The sequence below is a fragment of the Rhodocytophaga rosea genome, assembly GCF_010119975.1.
GTDB lineage: Bacteria > Bacteroidota > Bacteroidia > Cytophagales > 172606-1 > Rhodocytophaga > Rhodocytophaga rosea.
Genome location: NZ_CP048222.1, coordinates 6094099 through 6114849, shown reverse-complemented (window position 1 = coordinate 6114849; position 20751 = coordinate 6094099). Strand labels below are relative to the sequence as shown.

Below are 20751 nucleotides of genomic sequence, written 5' to 3'. Positions count from 1 at the left end.
AAAGGAGAAGCTTACTTTTATCTGTTTACCGTTTCAGGAACCTGCATACAGTATTTTATCGCCTTCTTTCAAAACATAACCTTTATAAGGAATAAGTTTGAGCGTACCGTTTTCCCAGGATTGGTTTCCTTCTTTTCCCTTACGCTCCATCAGCAGCGGTGCTTTACCTGGCAGGAAAAGTTCAGCCTGAGCTTTGTCTGTGGAGAAATGTACAAACGCAGGACTTTCTTTGGAACCGGCCTCGCCTCCGGCATTCAGGCGGGTTGCGGTTTTGTAAGGCAGGATACACTCATTCTGCAAGGTGGACCAGGTATACCCTACCATACCTACACAGCCATGACTATCTTCCTGGCAATCTGTTTTTGTGAGCGGCTTTGCCGAAGTAAAATCCAGAGCGCTGGTGTTTACAAATATCATTTTGCCTTTATCTTCTTTACTTTCGCCATAACCTTCTACCCACTCCTCTCCTTTTTTGAGGAAAGCTACTTCCCGCTGAGACTCCTGGCCTTCCGACATAAAAGTATAGGTTGCCAGCAAGGTATCGCCTCTCATCTCTCCGCTGATGGTTCCGGTATTCCGGTCTTTTTCAGCAAAATCGTAATTCAGACCGCCGGTAATAATATTGCCAGCTACTTTTAAATGCATCAATACACTGTCTTTACCCAAAACAGTGCGGTAGCAGAAAGAACCGTCAGCCAATGTTGGGGCATCTGGCTTCGCAACCGCTTCAGTTGTGTCAGTTGAAGCAGTAGTTTCACTTGTTTGCTTGCCGGAGTCACCGCAAGATGAAAGAATAATACTGGTCAGTACAAAAAGGAAATAAGAATAGGTAATTGGTTTCATTCAAGAGTTTATGGATGGTGTGTTTACAAAATTAAGGGATTGTCCGATGAGTTATATGTACTGACTTAGTTATCTCCTTTGATAAAGCTCATTACTTCTTCGCCCTGGTTCAGTAATTTGAGTACGCCATTATCCACTTTGAAATTAGTTACTTTATTCAATGCATTCATAAACACACTTTCTCCCTGCCCAGGGCAAGCTTTTCTGGTGCTTACCATATTGGCAAAACTGATTTTGTTGCCGGCTTCTATTTTTAGCGGACCAGCCAGGGAATTACAGCCATTATTCCCGCTTACCCGGCTGGCTTGTGTATCGAATTGCAGAAAAGGCATTTGTTCTCCGAATAAATCTCCCAAACCTGTTTGTCCGGCTATAGACTGCAGCGCCCACCTGGCATTTAATACTTGCATGATACTACTTAATGAATTGCCTCCTGGTGAATTTTTAGAAGAAGAACAGGAAGAGGTAAATAGAACTGCCAGGCATAGCAGCAAAATGGTTTTTTTCATAGCGTGGTGACGTTAAGGATATATTGATTTGTAAATGGTCAGTAGACATTGGGCAATAGCGATTTGCCATGATTTTACACAAAGTTTATACTACTAAACTATTGCTTATAAACCTGGAAATCAAAGAAATGTTTTAATACAATATAAAATACTCGCTCTTAAATTTAGAGCGCACCAATCCTTTCTTCTAAAGAATTAACCAATGATCAATAACCAGTTAATTAAGATTGTGAGGCAACAGAGGGTACCTGCATAGGAACTGTATGGACAAAAGAATGCGGAATAGGTGATCCGATATTATTCTTAGCCAGCACTGCCCGTATTTTTTCCCGCATACTACCAGTTACGGCTACATTATCTCCAGGCAACGTATAGGCACGGAAAGCAACTACAATACCGCCAGGCTTCAATTCGGCGATAAGTACGGCAGGACCAGGATCTTTCAGTATACGTTCGTCCTGCTGTAGCATAGGGATCATCAGGAAACGCACCATATCAATATCGGTATTACTCTCCAGGTCTACCAGAATTTCAACCAGCAATTTTCCCTCACTGGTGCTGTTCACAATGGTGCCTCCGGCTACAGCTCCATTGGCCAGAATGATGGTTTCTCCTTTGGGCGTTACCAGAATGGAATTGAAAATCTGTATTTCTGTAACCACGCCTTTTTGCCCCTGCATTTCTACTACATCCCCTACTTTAAATGGCTTGAAAATCAGAATTAATACACCACCCGCAAAATTAGATAAGGTTCCCTGCAAGGCAAGTCCAATAGCCAGACCAGCCGCACCTAAAATGGCTATAAAGGAAGTGGTCTGGAAACCAACCATACCTGCCACACTGATGATGAGCAGTATTTTAAGGGTAATGATGACGATACTGGTCAGAAATGTCCTGAGGGAAATATCGAGCCGGGCCATGGCTTTGCTGGCCAGATGTCCCAGACGACCGATAATCCACCAGCCCACTACCAGTGTAAACAAGGCGAGCACTAAGGAAGGAATGAACAAAATACCTTGTTCAACTATTCTCCGGGCATAGATCTCAAACTTTTCCATAAAGTGATATATTTATAAGGTTATAATGAATAGCGTTTGGGTGTATCGTAGGAAATTAGCTGGCTCCCATATTCAATATACTTCAAAATATGGTTTGCTTTAAGCAGGTGCCATACAGAAACAGGTTTAACAGATCGTATGCTGAATAGCTGTCTGCCTGCTTATACTTCAAATTTTTAATACGCAACGGAATGAGTCATTATTCCCTTAGCCCTGATAATACAAGGGAAAATATTAGGCTAAGGTCTGGAAACAAGTATACACTAATTATTTTACTTCTGCCTGTACTGATGGATTCTGAATTCCTGCCTGCCGTGAATAGCTCATACAATAACTAAACAGCCAGCAAACAAAATAAAACAAATGCCGGAGGCATGTTTTATAGTATGATTAAAAATATGCTAAAGCAATCATCAAGACAGAAACAGAGAATTCTCCAATGAGCAGCAATGCTATTGGCACAAAATCTCACTTGTATTTATTTATTGATCTATGATAGTGCCAGAAAACTGTTTTCTGGCACTATGTAACTATCAGTTCTAAAAACCAGGTTAGGAAACAATGCGTCCGTTGGTAGCAATCTGTCTAAGAGAATCCCGCATTTCAGTAAGTAATACTTCTTCTTTGGTGGGGGCAGGAGGTACAGCAGGCGCTTCTACTTTTTTCTTCATCAAATTATTCATAGCCCTTACCAGCAGGAAAATGATGAAGGCCAGAATAATAAAGTTAATCAGCACCGTAATAAAATTACCATACGCAAACACCGGTCCCAGTTCTCTGGCCTTCTCAAGGCCCAAAACGCTGCCATCCGGAAGGTTCATGGCCGATCGGACTTTATCGGACAGCGGCAGGTATTTATTGGTAAAATCCACCGAACCGGCAATGCCGACCAGTGGCATGATCAGGTCTTTTACCACGGAGTTCACAATTTGCCCGAAAGCGGCACCAATAATAACGCCCACGGCGAGGTCAACCACATTGCCCCGCATGGCAAACTCTCTAAAATCTTTTAAAATTGACATACATTTGTTGGTTTAGGTTAGTGAATTAAGCTATCTGGAAAATATATATATTTCAATGCAGGTAAGCAAAAATATTTACTTAGGATCAGTAAAATTCTGCACATTATACAGAATGCCTAGTCCCAGTGTCTGGCTTAACTGAACATCTGTGTCCTGGTCTCGGTCGTAGAGCAGAATACCAGTCAGGTTTACACTGATAAAGCGGTTTACCTTAGCCGTAAGTGTGGTGCTAATGCGGTGGTCGATGGTATTAAATGCCAATGTTTCGTAGTTGGCATAGGCCAGGTAATTAACTTTCAGGTTGAGATTAGTGGCAATATCTTTCTCCAGATCCGCCTGTACCATAGCCGCCAGCCATTCCGTCCGAATGGTTTTGCCTACTGGCACGCCATAGCGCTGATTCTCAGCCACGGCATCGTTGGTCAGGAATGTAAACCTGGGGGCAAATGGGCTCAACCGCAGGGAAAACCAGGGTACTGGCTTGTATTCAAAACCCAGGGCAAATGTGAGGAAACCAGGTGCCATAAAAGCAGAAATGAGCGAGTCACTACCGGCAGCATCCGTATCATAAATATAGCCTGGGCCAAACTGAGTAATAAAGTTTCCGGATACAAACGCATTCCAGTGTCCGCTGAGCTTATAGCCTACTTTGGAATCCAGGAAAATACGGTCAAGGCTTTTACGCATATCCTGTTTGGCATTTTTAATTAATCCATACTGCAGTTCAGAAGCATTATCCCAGGAAATCTTATCTTTCAGGTAATTGGCTTTCGCATTTAAAAACAAAGACAAGGCAATAGAATTCACTCCACCTGCTTTCCAGTTATCGCTGAAGGAAGACTGGTTAATGTTAGCTCCGGTTGACAAAGATTTTCGCCAATAGGTAGTATCTGTCTGGGCAAGACCGGCAGTTGTACATAAGATAATGAGCAAAGCTGCGAGATAATTTTTGATCATAGGTGACTGGTGGTTTGTTTAGGTTGTACAAGGATTTGTTGCTGAAGGCTCATTCTAAATAGCTGAAAGGTATACTGGTTTAGGCTATTTCTTCTTTCTTAGCTTACATAACAGGGCAATGGTTTAGCTAAGCGCTCATTATAAGTCCGGGTAATCTATAAAAAAACAGATAAAGTAGCTATTATTCTTCTTATTTATTGCAAGTGAAATTTTCTTTTCCTGCTGCCATTCCCATTAATCAACTTTCTTAAAACGAAGCACTTCCGATTTATCTTTCAGCAGAATCAATTTTCCGGAATCTAGCTGGTACACATTTGTTTTATCTAACGCCTGTAAGAACTCTTTTTCCAGACTGCCTGCACAAGCCATTTCAGTAGCTACCAGCTGTAAAAAACGGATCTTCTCTTTCTCTATCATAACCTGGCCACCAAAGGAATTACAGCCGGTAGTGCCTAACCCCTTTTGTTCCAGCACAAAAATTTCCAGGGTTGGAATTCCCTTAAGAAATGCTGTTGCTGAAACTTTCCGCTCATTCAAGGCTTCCAGTACCCAGATATCATGCAACCTTTCTGCCGGAAAAAGATAGTGTCCACAGCCAGTATAGGTATTGTTTTTATAGGTTACTTCTACCTTGTAAGTAAATCCGTTTTCCGCTCCATGGCTGCTACAAGCTACTGCCTGCATTGTGATCTGTATTTTCTCTGAACCGGAAGAAGTCACATAGGTTACTTTACCATTACTTTCATCTTTTACCGGAACTGTTACGGGCATATACACAGAACCTGTCTGGGCTGAATAAAAATGGATCAGGTTACTAAAATCTATTTCCAGGGTCCATTGTGGTTTTTCACCCGAAGCTACAAAATCGACATCCGACCGGTCTGGTATGACTAACCCGCCAGTGCCCATTTTGTTTAGAGTTGTTTGGCTTTTAGTTACATCCGGCAATAAATAATAACAGCATATACTCCTGTTCAAGTGAAAAAAGAGCAGAAACAGCACAGGAAAAATGTATCTGAATGGCATCATCAGCTAAAATTTTGCATAAAAACAGGTATCACTTCCTATATGAAATATTTCAAATACTCATCCGCTCCAATTAATAAAGTTATACAGGGAAGTTTTGTGTGCATTTTTTCATCCTTACTCGTTTCTGCTTACAAAACCCCGGCCAGGCAGTGTTGCAGATCTTGGATTTCCTGCAGGCTGATAGCCGGAAAATTAGCGATCCGGAAACTTGTTTCCTTCCAGCTGCCATAGCCATTGCCTATTATAATGCCAGCCTGTTTGGTTCTTTCTTTAATAAAAGCGATCTGCTGTTTATCTGCCCCAATGGCAATCACCGTATCCGAGCGGACGGCAGTATTGGTCACTATTGGAGAAACAGAGGTATATTTTTCAAAAAAATGATACCACGCATGTGCCTGCTGCCGGGTACGTTTGTCAATAATACTGATATCTTCCACTTCCTCCATCACCCGCATGAGCAGGTAAATATTGAGTACATTGGGCGTATAATGCGTCTGGTATTTTTCTATATTTTCTGCCATAAACAGCAGGCTATTGTAATAGGTATTATCTCCAATCTCTCTGGCTCTTTCCATAGCCCTGGGAGAAACAATAAGTAAGCCCAGACCGGCAGGTAATCCCAGGCATTTTTGTACCGAAGCAAACCAGATGTCGGCGGCTATAAAATCCAGTTTAATTCCTCCCAGTGAAGAAGTGGCATCTACCGCCACCAGCATATGCGGGTATTTCTGTTTAAATTGTGTAATGATTGCATTCGAAACCTGTGTTCCGTTGGAAGTTTCATTTTGTGTAAGGGCTATACATTCTGCATCGGCAGGCACCTGTATATCATCTGGAGAAAGCGCCTGGTTTACATCGAACTGAAAGCCATTGGAAGCTGGGTGAATCTTTTGTGTATATTCCATCCATTTCTGGCCGAAAGCGCCGTTATAGAGATGAAAACTTTTGCGGCCAATAAGAGACTGGGCTATAATTTCCCAGCTTTCGGTGGCAGAAGAAACAAACAGCACTTTGTACCCGTCCGGAAGATTTAATTTCGCCTGGGTATGCTCAATGGCTTTCCGGCAGATTTCCATAAAAGTGGCACTCCGGTGGTTAATACTCAGGATACCTTGTGTAAAAGCATCCTGCATATACCGGCTCAGTTGCAGATACACCTTGGAAGGTCCTGGATAAAATGTAACCGGGGGAAGTTCAAACGGGAGATGTTGCTCTGCTTGCATAGGTGGTGTCGTATATAGTACTTGTAAAGTAAAAAGAAATGTGCGAGGGAAAGAAGATTTTATGGCGATTTCTCTGGGGCGCTCTAGTTTATTGAGCAAAGTGTTTCTCAATTTAAATTAGCCTTGTACCTTTGCTGGCCTTGCCAGAAAGCTGAATGATTGATGCCGTTTTGAGATGAATCATTAAATTTTTATTTACTGCCAATGCGTTTTAAGATTGTGTTTTTTCTTGCCCTGCTTATTATTTCCGCCTGTTCCAACTGGAAAGAAGAGCCTGCTATATCCAAAGTCATTTTTATCAATGCCTTACCAGGAAGCAATGAAGCCACCCTCCTGTTTGATGGACAACCGCTAAATACCAAACCATTGGTTTATGATACTTTTACTACTTCCTACCGGGATATACGGGCAGGCCGAAGGATGGTATCCGTGAAACTGTCGGAATATTCCGAACCTAGTGAAGAGGATACTTTCTATGTTCCAGAGTTTAGTTACTTTACAGCTTATATTACCAAAGACATTACACAAACTCCGGAAGTAGGCAGATTGTATTTTTATCAGGATGCAATAATAAAACCTGCTGCCGGCAAAGCAAATGTGCGTTTTATGAATCTGTATCCGGATAAAACTGCAGAAATTGATTTAATGGTAAGTGGCCGAACGGATGCCCTTTTTACAAAGCAAACATTCGGAAAAATAACTGCATTCGTTTCTACCGATACCTCCTCCTACTATACTTTCAGACTTCGCCAGAAAGGCGTTGTTATACCTAATACTGTGTATAATTTAAAAATTACCCGGCAAAATAATTATACCATCCTGCTTACTGATTCTTTAGGCAATGCAACGGGAGAAAAAAAGCCCAGATTGCAACTGATTACGCACCAGCAATGAAGTATATTTTTTTCCCAAATCAGGTAAAATATTGGCTTTGCAATGGAACTATATACGCCTTATATCACTATATACATTGACAGATAAGTAATAGTATATGTAGCAAATTATCTGGTCTAAGAAATTAATTTTGAACACATTAAACCAATTATTCATTCATAATTGAGCACACCATCCAAACTGGTAAAAGTAGGACTTGTTCAGATGTCCTGCACCAAAGAACCAAAAGAGAACTTACAGAAAGCCATTGGCAAAGTACGGGAGGCCGCCGCCAAAGGTGCCCAGATCATTTGTTTGCAGGAACTGTTTACTTCCCTGTATTTCTGCGATGTGGAAGATTACGAAAATTTTAAACTTGCCGAACCCATTCCTGGTCCTTCTACCGAAGCTTTGTCAGCGGTAGCCGCCGAACTGGGCGTAGTCATTATTGCTTCGTTGTTTGAAAAACGCACCAACGGCATTTATCACAATACTACGGCTGTACTTGATGCAGACGGAAAATACCTAGGCAAATACCGCAAAATGCACATTCCCGATGATCCGGGCTATTACGAAAAATTCTACTTTACGCCTGGCGATCTAGGCTATAAAGTATTCCAGACTAAATTTGCCAGGATCGGCGTACTCATCTGCTGGGACCAGTGGTATCCGGAAGCAGCCAGAATTACGGCGCTGATGGATGCAGAAATCCTGTTTTATCCTACTGCTATCGGATGGGCTTCGAGCCAGGAGGTAGACACTAATACCGAGCAGTATAATGCCTGGCAAACCATTCAGCGTTCACATGCGGTAGCCAATGGCATTCATGTGGTTTCTGTAAACCGGGTAGGCGACGAAGGCCCGATGAAATTCTGGGGTGGTTCGTTTGTTGCCAATCCATTCGGCAAGCTGCTATACAAAGCTTCCCATGACCAGGAAGAAGTGCATGTACAGGATATTGACCTGAACAAAACCGATAGCTACCGTACACACTGGCCTTTCCTGCGTGACCGCCGGATAGATTCTTACCAGCCCATTACCAAACGTTTTATTGACGAAGAAAATTAATTTAGTTATTCGCTATTAGTTGTTCGAAAACGAACAACTAATAGCGAATAACCAACAACGAACTTCCATGACCCAATATACTCCCGATACTCCTGCCGCTCTGGGCTATTATTTCCCGGCTGAATGGGCAAAACATAGTGCTACCTGGCTGAGCTGGCCGCATAAAGAAGCTTCCTGGCCCGGTAAGTTAGACAGTATTTTTTCTATTTACAGCCATTTTGTAAAAGAAGTGGCGGCCGGTGAACAGGTGTGCATCAATGTAGGCGACGCAGCCATGCAAGCGCAGGCACTTTCGTATCTGCATGAACAGGAAGTGGATGTGAATAAAGTCAGCTTTTTTCTGCATCCCACCAACGATGCCTGGTGCCGCGATCATGGGCCTGCTTTCCTGATCAATCCAAAAGCGGATATTAAAAAAATGGTGGTTGACTGGGGTTATAATGCCTGGGGAAATAAATATCCGCCTTATGACCTGGACGATGTTATTCCAACATTAATCGCCAAAAACTATCAGATTCCGGTCTATCATCCGGGTATTGTGATGGAAGGAGGTTCGGTAGATTTTAACGGACAAGGCACCCTACTTACCACTACTGCTTGCCTGCTCAATCCTAACCGGAATCCGCACCTGAACCAGGCACAGATCGAACAATATTTGCATGATTTTTATGGCGTTCAGCAGATACTGTGGCTGGGCGAAGGCATTATTGGCGATGATACCGATGGACACATTGATGATATTACCAGGTTTGTAAATTCCGATACAGTAGTAACGGTAGTAGAAACCAATAAAAGCGACGAAAACTACCAGATTTTACAGGATAACCTGAAAGAACTGAGCAAAATGCGGCTGCTCAACGGTAAACAGCTCAATATAGTAGAATTGCCTTTGCCAACCCCTGTTATCTACGAAGACCAGATTCTGCCGGCTTCTTATGCCAATTTCTATATCAGTAATGCGGCAGTGGTGATGCCCACCTTCCGGGATAAAAACGACCAGGTTGCCTTAGAAATTCTCTCCAAATGTTTCCCGGACAGAAAAGTAATTGGGCTGGATTCTACCGATATTATATGGGGCCTCGGCAGTTTTCATTGCCTGAGCCAGCAGGAACCAGCGGTGTAGGCAAGCGTAGTAAATGAGTGATTATCCGGAGTCCGGATTAGAAAATTGCGCAATTAAAAAGTATAAATCCGGATGTTGTCCTAACCTGTTATACCAGGAATAGCAACATCCGGATTTGTTATTTAGTAGTGTAACACTATTGAACCACTACTTTTTCATGGATGACACTTGTAGCGGATCGAATCTGAATAATATATACTCCTGCTCTTAACGGAATGGGAGGCGTAAGCGTAAGATGCAGATTGCCTTCTTCATCCGCTGTACCATTGCTGGTATCTACAATTTGCCCGGACACATTCTGTAGAGAAACACCTGCTTTTTCCCTGGGTATAAAACCTGCTATATCTACCATTATTTTATCTCCACTATTAGGATTCGGGTGAATAGTAACAGATAGTTTTTGTTCCACATTTTCGGGTGCATAATCTTTTCTTGCTGTAGCTGCCGGTTGCCCGGTTACACTTACATTGGTAAAAGTAGAGGTGTTAAGTACAGTGGTTTTATGGGAAGTAACCGCCATGCCTACATATACCGTTGTACCCATCGTAATAGTCACTGTACCAATAGTTGTCCAGGTGGTACCGGTGGTAGAATAAGAAGAAGTAAAAGTATTGCCACTTCTCACCAGCTTGACCCATACCGGCGCACTGCCTGTTTTATAAACATACTTGGGTGTACCTGTTCCTTGCCTAGACATAAGTAATCTACCGCTCGGGTGTACCACAGTAGCTGCAAAAGAAGCATTTGCTGTTAAATTTTCACGAATCATAATGCCGGCTTTGGCATTTGGGTCCGTATTCTGAATGCTGGCAATACGGGCAATAACCGTGGTATTTCCTGAGATAGGCTGGTAAACAAAGTGGAAATTATCAGGCGCTGTCCAGAAGTCATAACCGGCTCCTTTTACAGTAAAAGTGCCATTGCTATAACCAGCGCTGCCAGCTAATCCAACTGCACCTACATCTGCGTTTTTCCAGGGAGCTGGCAGGGTTGTAGTGGATACAAAAGGTGTAGCACTTGTTTGTATCCCTGTGGACCAGGTCGTACCTATTCTTGTAAATACTTTGAAGTAATACAGCGTATTATTGGTTAATCCGGTAATGGTCTGTGGACTAGCCGTGCCTTTGTAAACTACTTTTCCTCCATCGAAGCTGGTCCCCCCATTACTGAAATTAGTGCTGGCTACATACGCTGAACCATCTCCTACAGGCGAAGCAGTAATGCCTGTGCCTGCTTTGGCTACAATCATAATCTGGTCTAAGCTAGCAGGATTTGTCCAGTTTACCCTCACTTGTGCATCTAAAGCCGTAGTTGCCAAGTTCGTTACATTACTTACTGTAACTGATTGTACAAAAGGTGTAGCACTTGTTTGTATCCCTGTGGACCAGGTCGTACCTATTCTTGTAAATACTTTGAAGTAATACAGCGTATTATTAGTTAACCCTGTAATTGTTTGCGGACTAGCCGTGCCTTTGTAAACTACCTTCCCTCCATCAAAACTACTGCCTCCATTGGTGAAGTTAGTGCTGGCTATATAAGCAGATCCGTCTCCAGTAGGTGTAGCAGTAATAGAAGCGCCTGCTTTAGCTACAATCATGATCTGATCCAGATTAGCAGGGTTTGTCCAATTTAATCTCACTTGTGTATCTAAAGCTGTGGCGGCAAGGTTGGTTACATTACTTACAGTTACGGTTGGTGCCACAGGGGTGGAGCTGGTCTGTATCCCATCCGACCAATTGGTACCTGATCTAGTAAATACTTTAAAATAATATAACGTATTATTGGTTAATCCGGTAATGGTCTGTGGACTGGCCGTACCTTTATAAACTACTTTTCCTCCGTCAAAGCTGGTCCCCCCATTACTGAAATTAGTGCTGGCTACATACGCTGAACCATCTCCTACAGGCGAAGCAGTAATGCCTGTGCCTGCTTTGGCTACAATCATAATCTGGTCTAAGCTAGCAGGATTTGTCCAGTTTACTCTTACCTGTGCATCTAAAGCTGTAGCTGCCAGATTCGTTATATTATTAACTATTACTGGCGTTGGATTACAGTCTGGCAGTAAAATTATTTCATCCGTACCTGATAATCCTGCGGCATCAATTACTGTAAGGGTAATGGTATAAAAGAAAGTTTCTCCATTACAACCTTCCGGGGAAATTGTAGTCGTAGGCTGGATTTGTGTAACAATAGGACCAGGATGGATATGGTTCTCATGATGAAGAGTGGTCTGCCATTGATACGTGAGACCAGTGCCACTATGTTGTGCATCTGTTACTGTTGCTTTTAATATATAATCGGTTTCGGAGGCAAGCGAATACTTGGTTCCTTCAGCAGGAGAAGTAATGTTAACTATAGGAGGTGTATTATTAACTGAAACGAATAACAAAGTATTGGTTGTAGTTGCTCCGCTGGCATCTTTCACTTTCAGGGTTACATTATAACGGGTAGGCACACCAGCTGGGGCATTATATGTATGAGCCGGATTAGCCAGCGTACTTAGCGCGGTACCATCTCCGAAATTCCATTCGTAGGTTAACGCAGACCCTTCCGGATCTGAAGAATTACTTCCTGTAAACTGTACTACAAGCGGGCCGGTACCAAAAGTTTTATTAACCGAAGCTTCTACAAGAGGAGGCAAATTAACGGAATAATAAACTTTCCTAACCTCAGTTTGATAATTAATATAATAAAGTCCTTCCAGGTTCGGATGGGTAGCCATACAAACCACAATTGCTCCGGTGTTAATAAAGTTTTTCACAGCCACTGGCTTATTATGTTCATCCAACACCATATTTTTTATCCATCCGCTTGCATAATCTCCATGAAAATAACTATTGATATACTCTGCAGGAAAATCATCCCGGCTATAGAATGCCCCTGCCACCGAAGAACTACCGCCAAACTGCGGCCCGGCTATCGGTGAATTTACGGCACCAATATTTACGACGGATGCTTGCCCATCTGCAGTATAAATACCTGCTCGTGACGGTCCGGATACATGCCGCCAGTCTATAGTCGGCCTGGTATGCATAAAAGTATTGATGCTGGCAGGAACACTTTGTGCAGGATTACATGGATTGGGAAAAGCTGGTGAGTGATCGATTTGTGCTTGCTTTAGTAAATCACCAAATTTAAAATACCTTTGTGTACAACCATTTACACCATATAAGGGGTTGGGAGCATAGGGATTTTCTACATTTTTATCAGAAAAGGAAAGATCTCCATTCACGCCTTCATTTAAAGTCATTCCTTCAAAATGCGGCCAGCCAAAATTCTGTCCTGCATCGGTAACAATATTCAATTCTTCCCACCGGTTCATTCCTACATCGCCTACATAGAGTATACCAGGTTTCCCATCTGCAGGATTCGTACTTCCACTTCCCGGCATAAGCGAGATACGGAAAGGATTTCTGAAACCTAAAGCCCATACCCTTGAACGGGCCGACCTGGGAGCAGATGCATTATAAAAAGGATTACTTGGCACCCCATTACCGGTTTCAGGATCAACCCGTAAAATCTTGCCATTTAAAGACTCGAGTTGTTGCGCCCGGTAAGCACCTACATTTTGTTGAGGAGGAATAATACCATTATTTAAGGCAGTGGTTGCATAAGCTGCATTTCCTACATCTGAATCCGTTGCTGCATGCCCGCCATCACCTGCCGAAATAAGCAAGGTACCATCTGTACCAAATACCAGGCTACCCGCTCCATGCAAGGTAGATAAATTAGGAATACCTGTAGATATGCTTTCACCCAGTAAAATTTTCCGGCTGGCAGTATTTACTACATAATCGCCAGTTCCATTTTTCGTAGCTGTATAACGGGTAAGCCTGCCGATGGTAGCATTAAAATAAACGTTGGTAGTAGGTGAGTAATACTGTGTACCATAATACAGTAAATGATGCCTGTCTACCACATATAACAGATAAAAATACCCATTAACATCAAACTGCGGATGCAACGCAAAACCCAGCATACCCAGGTCACCCCAGTTACCTACTTCTTCACTGATATCAATCAAAAGGGTTTTTACTCCGTTTCTGACTACCCATGCTTTGCCGCCCTTTTCCCAGACGAACATATAGTTTCCATCTTTACTGAAGGTAAGCCCAACAGCCTGATTTAACCCGCTAACTACAGTTTGAGTAGTAAAACCAGCCGGAGGAGCCTGTGCGTTCGTTTTTTGTAAGGGTATCAGGAAAAAGGCTATGCATAAACTCATCCATAATGCTAACGAATAGCCTTGAGCCTTTTTGGCTATAAGCTGCAGCAGATTTTCTTTTCCTCTAGATTGGAAAAAGTGCATAAGGTATCTACCAGGATAATACCTCAACTTTTTTGGCAGATACTCAAATGGTATCTTCCCATTCAATACTTTGAACATGGTTGTAGTGGTTTGTTATAAGTTTTAGGATTATTGTTTAGACTTCCAATAGATACTTTTGTATCAAAAATTACTCCAGTAAACCAGAAATTTTAATATTAAGTAACTTCTTAAATAAAAAAATTTTAGAAAAAATTAATTGAGTTTGTCTGAACAAGAATATAGATTTATGACATTGAGTAAATCACGTTGACAATCAATTATTTACTAAAATAGTTGTTGAAAAAAATATAGTTAAAAAGTTAATGTGAAGCTTGAATAAGCATTTTTGCGAAGGTGTTGGAAAAAGTGTTAAATATTTGTGTGTAATGTATAACTATTTAATATTAAAATCAATACCTAAAATCAGGTATTTTTTATTCAAATATTTTACCGAAACTGGTTTCATACCATATCTTTTTTATTAACTGGTAAGTGTGTATAAATCAATAAAATATACAATTTATTAATTCACCTTCCTCCTTATAATCTTTTATTCCATGCAGGGAAGGTGGTGAGTTTACTTCATTTATACATTTGCTGTATATTCTCATACTTCTATTCCGGAAGAGAGGGCTAAGATCAGATTTTTATACTTATTTACTCCCTCGCATATCTTTAACTTTTCATTAACAATTATTAGCCAGGCGTTAACATAGCCATAACCAGAGCTTTTTCATATTTGTAGTATACTTAACAAAACAACATATGAAAAAGCTTTTATTTACTTTATCCCTTCTCGGCCTGCTCTTATCTGCCGGCTTATCTCATGGACAAAATGTGGTACCAGTGGCTTCAGCCAGTCCAGCGAAAGCAGCTGTTATCAATTTTAAAGCAACTACACATGATTTTGGCAAAATCAAGATGGGTGCACCGGTTACCGCCGAATTTACATTTACCAATACCGGAAATGCGCCTTTATCAATTACCAGTGTGGCGCCTTCCTGCGGATGTACGGTGAGCAGTTATACACAGGAGCCTGTATTGCCAGGTAAAAAAGGATTTATCAAAGCTACTTACAATGCCAAAAATCCAGGAGTTTTCAATAAAAGTATTGCTGTTACAGCAAACACAACTGCCCAGAATATGCAGTTATTTATCAAAGGGGAAGTAGTTAATTAGGAATGGGCCATCGGTCAATAGTCATTGGGTAATAGAATAAAAATACCTAATGACTATTGACTGATGATAATGTTTATTGATTGGCTGCTTTTGCATCTTTGTGCTTTACCGAGTGCAGATAATCTTTCAGATTCGCTTTGGTTATGATCTTAGTCCCATCTGACATTCCAGGCGAAGAAAGACCCAGAATTTTTCCATCGGTGGCATCCATAATTACATGCAGGTATTGAATTTTAATCCTGTTTTTGGTAGAAGCGATCTGGGGAATAATTTGCACATAGGCATAGCCGGAGTCGGCCTGCATCACCAGGTTATTGAAGGTAGCTCCATCCGAAATCTGTACATTATACGGATAAATAGATTTTACTTCCGTTTCCGACAATGAGGTATGAATCCACTCCTGTTTCAATAGCAAAGTTTTTGAGGAAAGGTCATCTGATGAAACCTGCATTGCTTTTTTAAAACTCAGGTCTTTGGAATTTTTTTCAGAACAAGCATATTGCTGTAAAGCCTGCAAGCCAAACACAATATCCGATTTTTCCGGGAACACATTAGATAGGTTCTGGCTGAAAACAGGTTCTGGCTTATTGAGTTCTTCAATCAGGCGTATTTGCATCACCGTATACTTATCCCAGTAATCCCGTTTAACATTTACATCCTGATACGACCAGGCAATCCCCTGCAACATTTTAGCGCCACTTTCCCCTACCCTTTTGTTATTCTCGTAGGTAGCACAGAATAATACGGCGTAGTCCTTAGATTTAAATAGTTTTTCTGCCTCACTGAAAGTCTTGTAAACCACCGGCGTATTAAATTTCCAGAACTTTTCTACAGCCTCATGTAACGCAGCATTGTAAGCCGCTATTTTTTTCTGGTACCGGTCCAGCTGGTCTGGGTTACGTTTGGTTTTGAGAATTTTAACAATTCTGGCCGAAACTTCTTCTTCCACCACAATTAAGGTACGGCCTTCCAGCTTTTTGATCTTTTCCAGATTTCCTGTGCCGTACTGTGCCTTAACCGGAGAAAGTATACACAATAACAGGATAGCCAGGCAAATAGATGGCAAGTATGAGCCAATAATATGGGTGCGAAAAAGATATTTATTTACTGACATAGTTCTTAATTTAGCCCTGAGATGGCTAAATAACAATCATTTGCTGCCTATAGTATTGGATGATGAACCGCAAGATTGTAAGTTTTCCTTTGTCAACGAAAGTTTTTCTCAAATATTTGGACGTATCTGCTCCATAAAGTACAAATCTTTCCCTATCTGACAGACTAACTTTTACTACATAGGAAGTAGAATTATGCCTTTTCTTCTGATCAGGGAAGATTTTCAGCTATAAGATGTACGGCCCTGACAAACCCTTACATGCGTAGCAAAGTGGTCATTTTTACTCTCCCTACCCTATTCATTACTGATTGTTATCCACTTTGATGCTGGAAGAATCGGTATTGAGTGAATCGGCTGTAATGGTTCCATTTGGGTTTTCATCCGCATTGTCTTCTCTGGAAGTAGGAGAACCTTCACCAGTAGCTTTGTCTAAGGTTGGATTTTCCCGGTTTTCTTCACCTGCACTATCGCCTGTTTTGGCATCACAGGCAAAAGTAAACAGCAAAGCAGTGATTAAAGTAGCTTTCGCCAGTCGTAGATACATAATTTTAAGCGTTTCCATAGCAGGTTTGATTGAGTTATAGGTATAATCATTCGAAGTAAGCAATTATAAAGCAAGCTACTCTATCACCGCTAACTAATGACTATTGACGATACCCATTACGGCATTTGTATCTTTTCGTTGTTCAGGATGCATCTAAAGCAGGCATTCTGCCTTGTAAACCACCGGTATGAACAGCAATAATGGTTTCTCCCCGTTTAAAATATCCCTTCTTCATCAAATCATAGAGGCCAAACATCATTTTTCCGGTATACACTTGTTCTAAAGGTATAGCATGTGTGTGTTCAAACCAGCGGATAAAGTCCAGTAAAACTGGGGTAGTTTTGGCATACCCTCCAAAGTGGTAATCGGTTTGAATGAACCATGAAGCAGTAGTACCTGTATGATGTGGTTCCAGTTGCCTATAGGCAGTTAATAATTCGTTTATTTCTCCGGTTAAAAAGGTTCCTCCTTTTAAGGCTGAAAAACCCATAATAGTTTGATTCGTATCAGTTGTTCCGGCAATCAATCCGGCTAGGGTGCCTCCGGTGCCACAAGGGCAACAGAGATAGTCATAGGAAATATAAATATCTGCGATGATTTCTGTACATCCTTTGACTGCCATGGCATTGCTTCCTCCTTCAGGAATAAGGTAATAGTCACCAAATTTTTCCTGCAAACCTTTCAGAAAGGCCGGTTCCTGTTTATGACGATATTGTTCGCGGCTGATATAATGTAATTGCATGCCTGACTCTATGGCAAAGGCCAATGTATGGTTCAAAGGCATGTGTTCTTCTCCCCGGATCAATCCAATGGTACGAAAACCGGAAATCTTACCGGCAGCAGCTACCGCATAAATATGGTTAGAAAAAGCCCCTCCGAATGTAAGTAAGGTATGTTTGCCCTGTTTACTTGCTTCCAGCAGATTGTATTTGAGTTTCCGCCACTTATTCCCGGATACCTGCAAATGAATCAGATCTTCCCGTTTCAGATATAAAGCTATTCCGGCTTTTTCTGTAATTTCATCCCGGATGAGTTGTAGGGGTGTAGAAACGGGTTCATTCCAAATTTGCATATCATACAAAGCTATTGCTAAACAGAATATGCTACAACAGCCGGATAATACCTCAGAAAAATTTTAAACAAAGGCGGCAAGCAAAGGTTATAGAACCATAACTCAGCAGAAATTATGTTCGGATTATTCGGTAAAAAAGACAAAAAAGCGCAACTGGAAAAAAAGTACCAGCAATTGATGCAGGAAGCCAGAGACATTCAACGTTCCGGCGACTTAAAAGCGTTTGCCTTCAAAACAGCCGAAGCAGAAAAACTCATGGATGAAATTATAGCCCTGAAAAAGAGCGAGTAATTTTTTCTATTTTAACTTTCCAGCAGATTGAGGAATATAATTTCTTCAGGTTGCAGCCATTTATTTTCCTGTTCCTTTTTTTCGGCGGCATCCGGTATAGCTTCCGTTAGCTTTCCTTCTGCATAAGTTTCCAGCACAATAGGATGAACATAATAATTACGGCAAACAGCGACTGTATTTCCCAGTTTGCTCGCTACATACTTCACCGCTTCAGTTAGTTTCTTTTGTATTTCTTTTTCATCTTCCGGCCTGGGTTGTTCCAGCAGTTTCTTTACGGCAGCCGTTGAACCACCCCACGTTCTGAAATCCTTTGCCGTCAGATCAAGTCCGGTGTTTTCACGCAGGTAGTCATTCACATCATCTGAACTAATAGGATGTTTGTGTCCTTCCTCATCATAATACTGGAACAACTGATGCCCTGGCAATTCTTTACATTTTTTTACCAGTTTCACAAGCCGTTTGTCGCTGAGTACCACTTCCTGGGCCACGTTTTTCTTTCCCACAAACGAGATTTTTACTTCTTTTCCATCAATTTTCACATGCTTATTCCGCAAGGTGGTTAACCCGTATGACTTATTGGATTTTTCATAATATTTGTTTCCAATCCGGATCAGGGTATTGTCGAGTAAGCTTACCACTAATGCCAGCATTTTATCTCTGGAAAAAGCATTTTCTTCAATATCATGGTCAATTTTTTCCCGCAATGTAGATAATGCTTGCCCAAAGGAGCGCATTTTACTGAACTTATTGCTGTTGCGGGAATGCTGCCATTTGGTATGATACCGGTATTGTTTGCGGCCTTTGCTGTCGATGCCTGTTGCCTGTAAATGTCCATTTGGCGAAGGACAGATCCATACCTGCTCCCATACATGCGGAATTTTCAGTGATTCGATCCGGGTAATGATTTTTTCATCTGAAATCTCTTTATTTCCGGTATCCAGATAGATGTATTTTTTTCTTCTCGTAATTCTGGTGAACCCAGATATATTATCGGTGATATAGCGCAAACCGGCTTCTTTCGCAAATTCAACCGGCGAAAGGGTTTCTGAAATAATAGATTCCATAAAGGTATGTGTGAAGAAATGTTAGAATTATTTCCCCAGTACCTATACTACTTATAAGGGAATATGGTTTTACTGATTTATTGTGAGTTGCTTATTCTTACATGCTATAATGGTGACGGGTTCTGCAATCAATTCATCCTCTTTATAAAGACTACATACCAGAGACTAATGACTTAAATCAGGTATGGCTCTGTTGCCAGCAGCATTTTTTGTATTTTTCGCCACTTCCACAGGGACAAGGCGCATTCCGGTCCATTTTCCGGTAATTAGGGTTAAGCAATTCTCTAAAATTCAGATCATACCTTTTGCGGGGATTCTGCTGGAAAGTTTTAGTAAGCATCCGGTATAAATTCGGATGATTCTTCTGCAAGCGGACCGGGTCTTCAAAAAAGTATTCGGTAACGACGGCAAAAAATTCCGCCGGACTGGTAGCTCCATAGGTGTTTATGTTGTTTTCCCCGTCTTTGATTTCCTGCATCTTGCGTTGCATCAGATCAGTCCAGGGCTGGATAAGTTCGGGTGGTAAGTAAGCTTTCGGAATTCCATCAATTTCTCCATCGGCCTCATCCAGCAGGTGCGCAAACTCATGAATTCCTACATTGCTGCGGTCTTTCATATTGTTGAACCCTTGCTCCAGCGAACTCTTCGAAAGGATCATATAATGCTGGTTCTGAAAGGGTCGTACCTGCCCGGCAATAATGTTCTGTACCTGCTCATCCACTTTCTGGGTGTCAACCGCACCAGGCGTTACAAATACTTCGCCCAGGTTACCATACTCCCAGTTGTCGAATCCGAAAATCGGAATGATGGCACTGGCAGCCACCAGTACCCGGATGGTATCGTCTACTTCTGTTTTGATGCCAATTATCCTTTTTTCGGCTATAAACTGCTGGATGAGTTTCTCAAATTTTTTCTTTTTCTGGTCAGACAAAGTCAAATAAAAACCGACTCTGTTTTCCAGAATCGGTCGCCAGGCTACAGGAAATTCCTGTAGTAGCACCTGTTTTCTTCTCCGTTGTTTCCGGGTAGCCCATCTGTAGAAAACAAAAATCAATAAGCAGCAAAAGGCGGCATACGCTATGTAGTGATAATACATATTATTAATAAGTTCAGTGCATGGGTACAAACGGCTTTGGGGCGGTTTGGTTTGTATAGTAAAATATTAATTACAAAGTAAGGTGATGGCAGAAGAATGATCGAATTAAAATAGGTTCATAAATGGATATGAATCAGGATAGATCTGCTATGTTTACATCTGGTTTTAGGTATTAACACTATCATAGGTGTTTGACTGTACTTTATAAATAATAAGTTTGCAGGCACATAAAATATACTTATTAAACCTTACAAATCAGCAGAGTATTTCTAAATTACTGGCAGGAAAACAATATCCGTGTTTTTATTACATCATCTCCAATAAGTCAAGAAAAATCTTAGTTTAGTAATAAAAGCGGACCGAAAACTCCTACATTT

The 20751-nt window shown here is 41.4% G+C and carries 18 protein-coding genes; 5 read left to right on the top strand and 13 right to left on the bottom strand.

The features are described from left to right. Window positions 1-33: 33 nt before the first annotated feature. From GXP67_RS25330 to GXP67_RS25300, 7 genes are all read right to left on the bottom strand, one after another. Entirely contained in the window at window positions 34-843 is an 810-nt protein-coding gene (locus tag GXP67_RS25330; RefSeq protein WP_162445706.1) for a hypothetical protein, read from the bottom strand. 65 nt (window positions 844-908) lie between these two features. Continuing rightward, window positions 909-1352 (bottom strand): META domain-containing protein, encoded by a 444-nt coding sequence (locus GXP67_RS25325; RefSeq protein ID WP_162445705.1) that lies wholly within the window; start codon window positions 1350-1352, stop codon window positions 909-911. A 221-nt stretch (window positions 1353-1573) separates the two neighbouring features. After that, window positions 1574-2410, bottom strand: a complete 837-nt coding sequence (locus GXP67_RS25320; RefSeq protein WP_162445704.1) for a mechanosensitive ion channel family protein — start codon at window positions 2408-2410, stop codon at window positions 1574-1576. A 551-nt stretch (window positions 2411-2961) separates the two neighbouring features. After that, window positions 2962-3432, bottom strand: a complete 471-nt coding sequence (gene mscL / locus GXP67_RS25315) for a large conductance mechanosensitive channel protein MscL (RefSeq protein ID WP_162445703.1) — start codon at window positions 3430-3432, stop codon at window positions 2962-2964. Between the two features lie 75 nt (window positions 3433-3507). Continuing rightward, window positions 3508-4389 carry a DUF3078 domain-containing protein gene (locus tag GXP67_RS25310; protein ID WP_162445702.1) on the bottom strand — a complete coding sequence of 294 codons (882 nt, stop codon included), beginning with the start codon at window positions 4387-4389 and terminating at the stop codon, window positions 3508-3510. A 234-nt stretch (window positions 4390-4623) separates the two neighbouring features. Continuing rightward, complete coding sequence (locus tag GXP67_RS25305; RefSeq protein WP_162445701.1) at window positions 4624-5298, bottom strand: META domain-containing protein; 675 nt, start codon at window positions 5296-5298, stop codon at window positions 4624-4626. A gap of 248 nt (window positions 5299-5546) precedes the next feature. Then, window positions 5547-6641, bottom strand: a complete 1095-nt coding sequence (locus GXP67_RS25300; protein ID WP_162445700.1) for an aminotransferase class V-fold PLP-dependent enzyme — start codon at window positions 6639-6641, stop codon at window positions 5547-5549. 204 nt (window positions 6642-6845) lie between these two features. On the opposite strand from GXP67_RS25300, the gene GXP67_RS25295 reads away from it, so the two are divergent. From GXP67_RS25295 to GXP67_RS25285, 3 genes are all read left to right on the top strand, one after another. Further along, complete coding sequence (locus GXP67_RS25295; protein ID WP_162445699.1) at window positions 6846-7535, top strand: DUF4397 domain-containing protein; 690 nt, start codon at window positions 6846-6848, stop codon at window positions 7533-7535. A 204-nt stretch (window positions 7536-7739) separates the two neighbouring features. Beyond that, on the top strand, window positions 7740-8582 hold the full coding sequence (locus GXP67_RS25290) for a carbon-nitrogen hydrolase (RefSeq protein ID WP_197901769.1): 843 nt from the start codon (window positions 7740-7742) through the stop codon (window positions 8580-8582). A 67-nt stretch (window positions 8583-8649) separates the two neighbouring features. Next, window positions 8650-9705: an agmatine deiminase family protein gene (locus tag GXP67_RS25285; RefSeq protein ID WP_162445698.1), complete on the top strand. Its 1056-nt coding sequence runs from the start codon at window positions 8650-8652 to the stop codon at window positions 9703-9705. A gap of 136 nt (window positions 9706-9841) precedes the next feature. On the opposite strand, the gene GXP67_RS25280 is transcribed toward GXP67_RS25285, so the two are convergent. Further along, entirely contained in the window at window positions 9842-14014 is a 4173-nt protein-coding gene (locus tag GXP67_RS25280) for a PQQ-dependent sugar dehydrogenase (RefSeq protein ID WP_162445697.1), read from the bottom strand. Between the two features lie 765 nt (window positions 14015-14779). On the opposite strand from GXP67_RS25280, the gene GXP67_RS25275 reads away from it, so the two are divergent. Next, complete coding sequence (locus GXP67_RS25275; RefSeq protein ID WP_162445696.1) at window positions 14780-15193, top strand: DUF1573 domain-containing protein; 414 nt, start codon at window positions 14780-14782, stop codon at window positions 15191-15193. 73 nt (window positions 15194-15266) lie between these two features. Here GXP67_RS25275 and GXP67_RS25270 read toward each other — a convergent pair whose 3' ends face one another. From GXP67_RS25270 to GXP67_RS25260, 3 genes are all read right to left on the bottom strand, one after another. Continuing rightward, window positions 15267-16307 carry a hypothetical protein gene (locus GXP67_RS25270; protein WP_162445695.1) on the bottom strand — a complete coding sequence of 347 codons (1041 nt, stop codon included), beginning with the start codon at window positions 16305-16307 and terminating at the stop codon, window positions 15267-15269. Between the two features lie 301 nt (window positions 16308-16608). Next, complete coding sequence (locus tag GXP67_RS25265) at window positions 16609-16869, bottom strand: hypothetical protein (protein WP_162445694.1); 261 nt, start codon at window positions 16867-16869, stop codon at window positions 16609-16611. A 124-nt stretch (window positions 16870-16993) separates the two neighbouring features. Next, on the bottom strand, window positions 16994-17923 hold the full coding sequence (locus GXP67_RS25260) for a 1-aminocyclopropane-1-carboxylate deaminase/D-cysteine desulfhydrase (RefSeq protein WP_162445693.1): 930 nt from the start codon (window positions 17921-17923) through the stop codon (window positions 16994-16996). Between the two features lie 114 nt (window positions 17924-18037). On the opposite strand from GXP67_RS25260, the gene GXP67_RS25255 reads away from it, so the two are divergent. Further along, complete coding sequence (locus GXP67_RS25255; RefSeq protein ID WP_162445692.1) at window positions 18038-18214, top strand: DUF6435 family protein; 177 nt, start codon at window positions 18038-18040, stop codon at window positions 18212-18214. Window positions 18215-18225: 11 nt separating this feature from the next. Here the strand turns inward: GXP67_RS25255 and GXP67_RS25250 are convergent, their stop codons facing one another. Together GXP67_RS25250 and GXP67_RS25245 are read right to left on the bottom strand one after the other, a co-directional pair. Beyond that, complete coding sequence (locus GXP67_RS25250; protein WP_162445691.1) at window positions 18226-19278, bottom strand: DNA topoisomerase IB; 1053 nt, start codon at window positions 19276-19278, stop codon at window positions 18226-18228. A 178-nt stretch (window positions 19279-19456) separates the two neighbouring features. Beyond that, window positions 19457-20374 (bottom strand): zinc-dependent peptidase, encoded by a 918-nt coding sequence (locus tag GXP67_RS25245; protein WP_162445690.1) that lies wholly within the window; start codon window positions 20372-20374, stop codon window positions 19457-19459. Window positions 20375-20751: the final 377 nt, after the last annotated feature.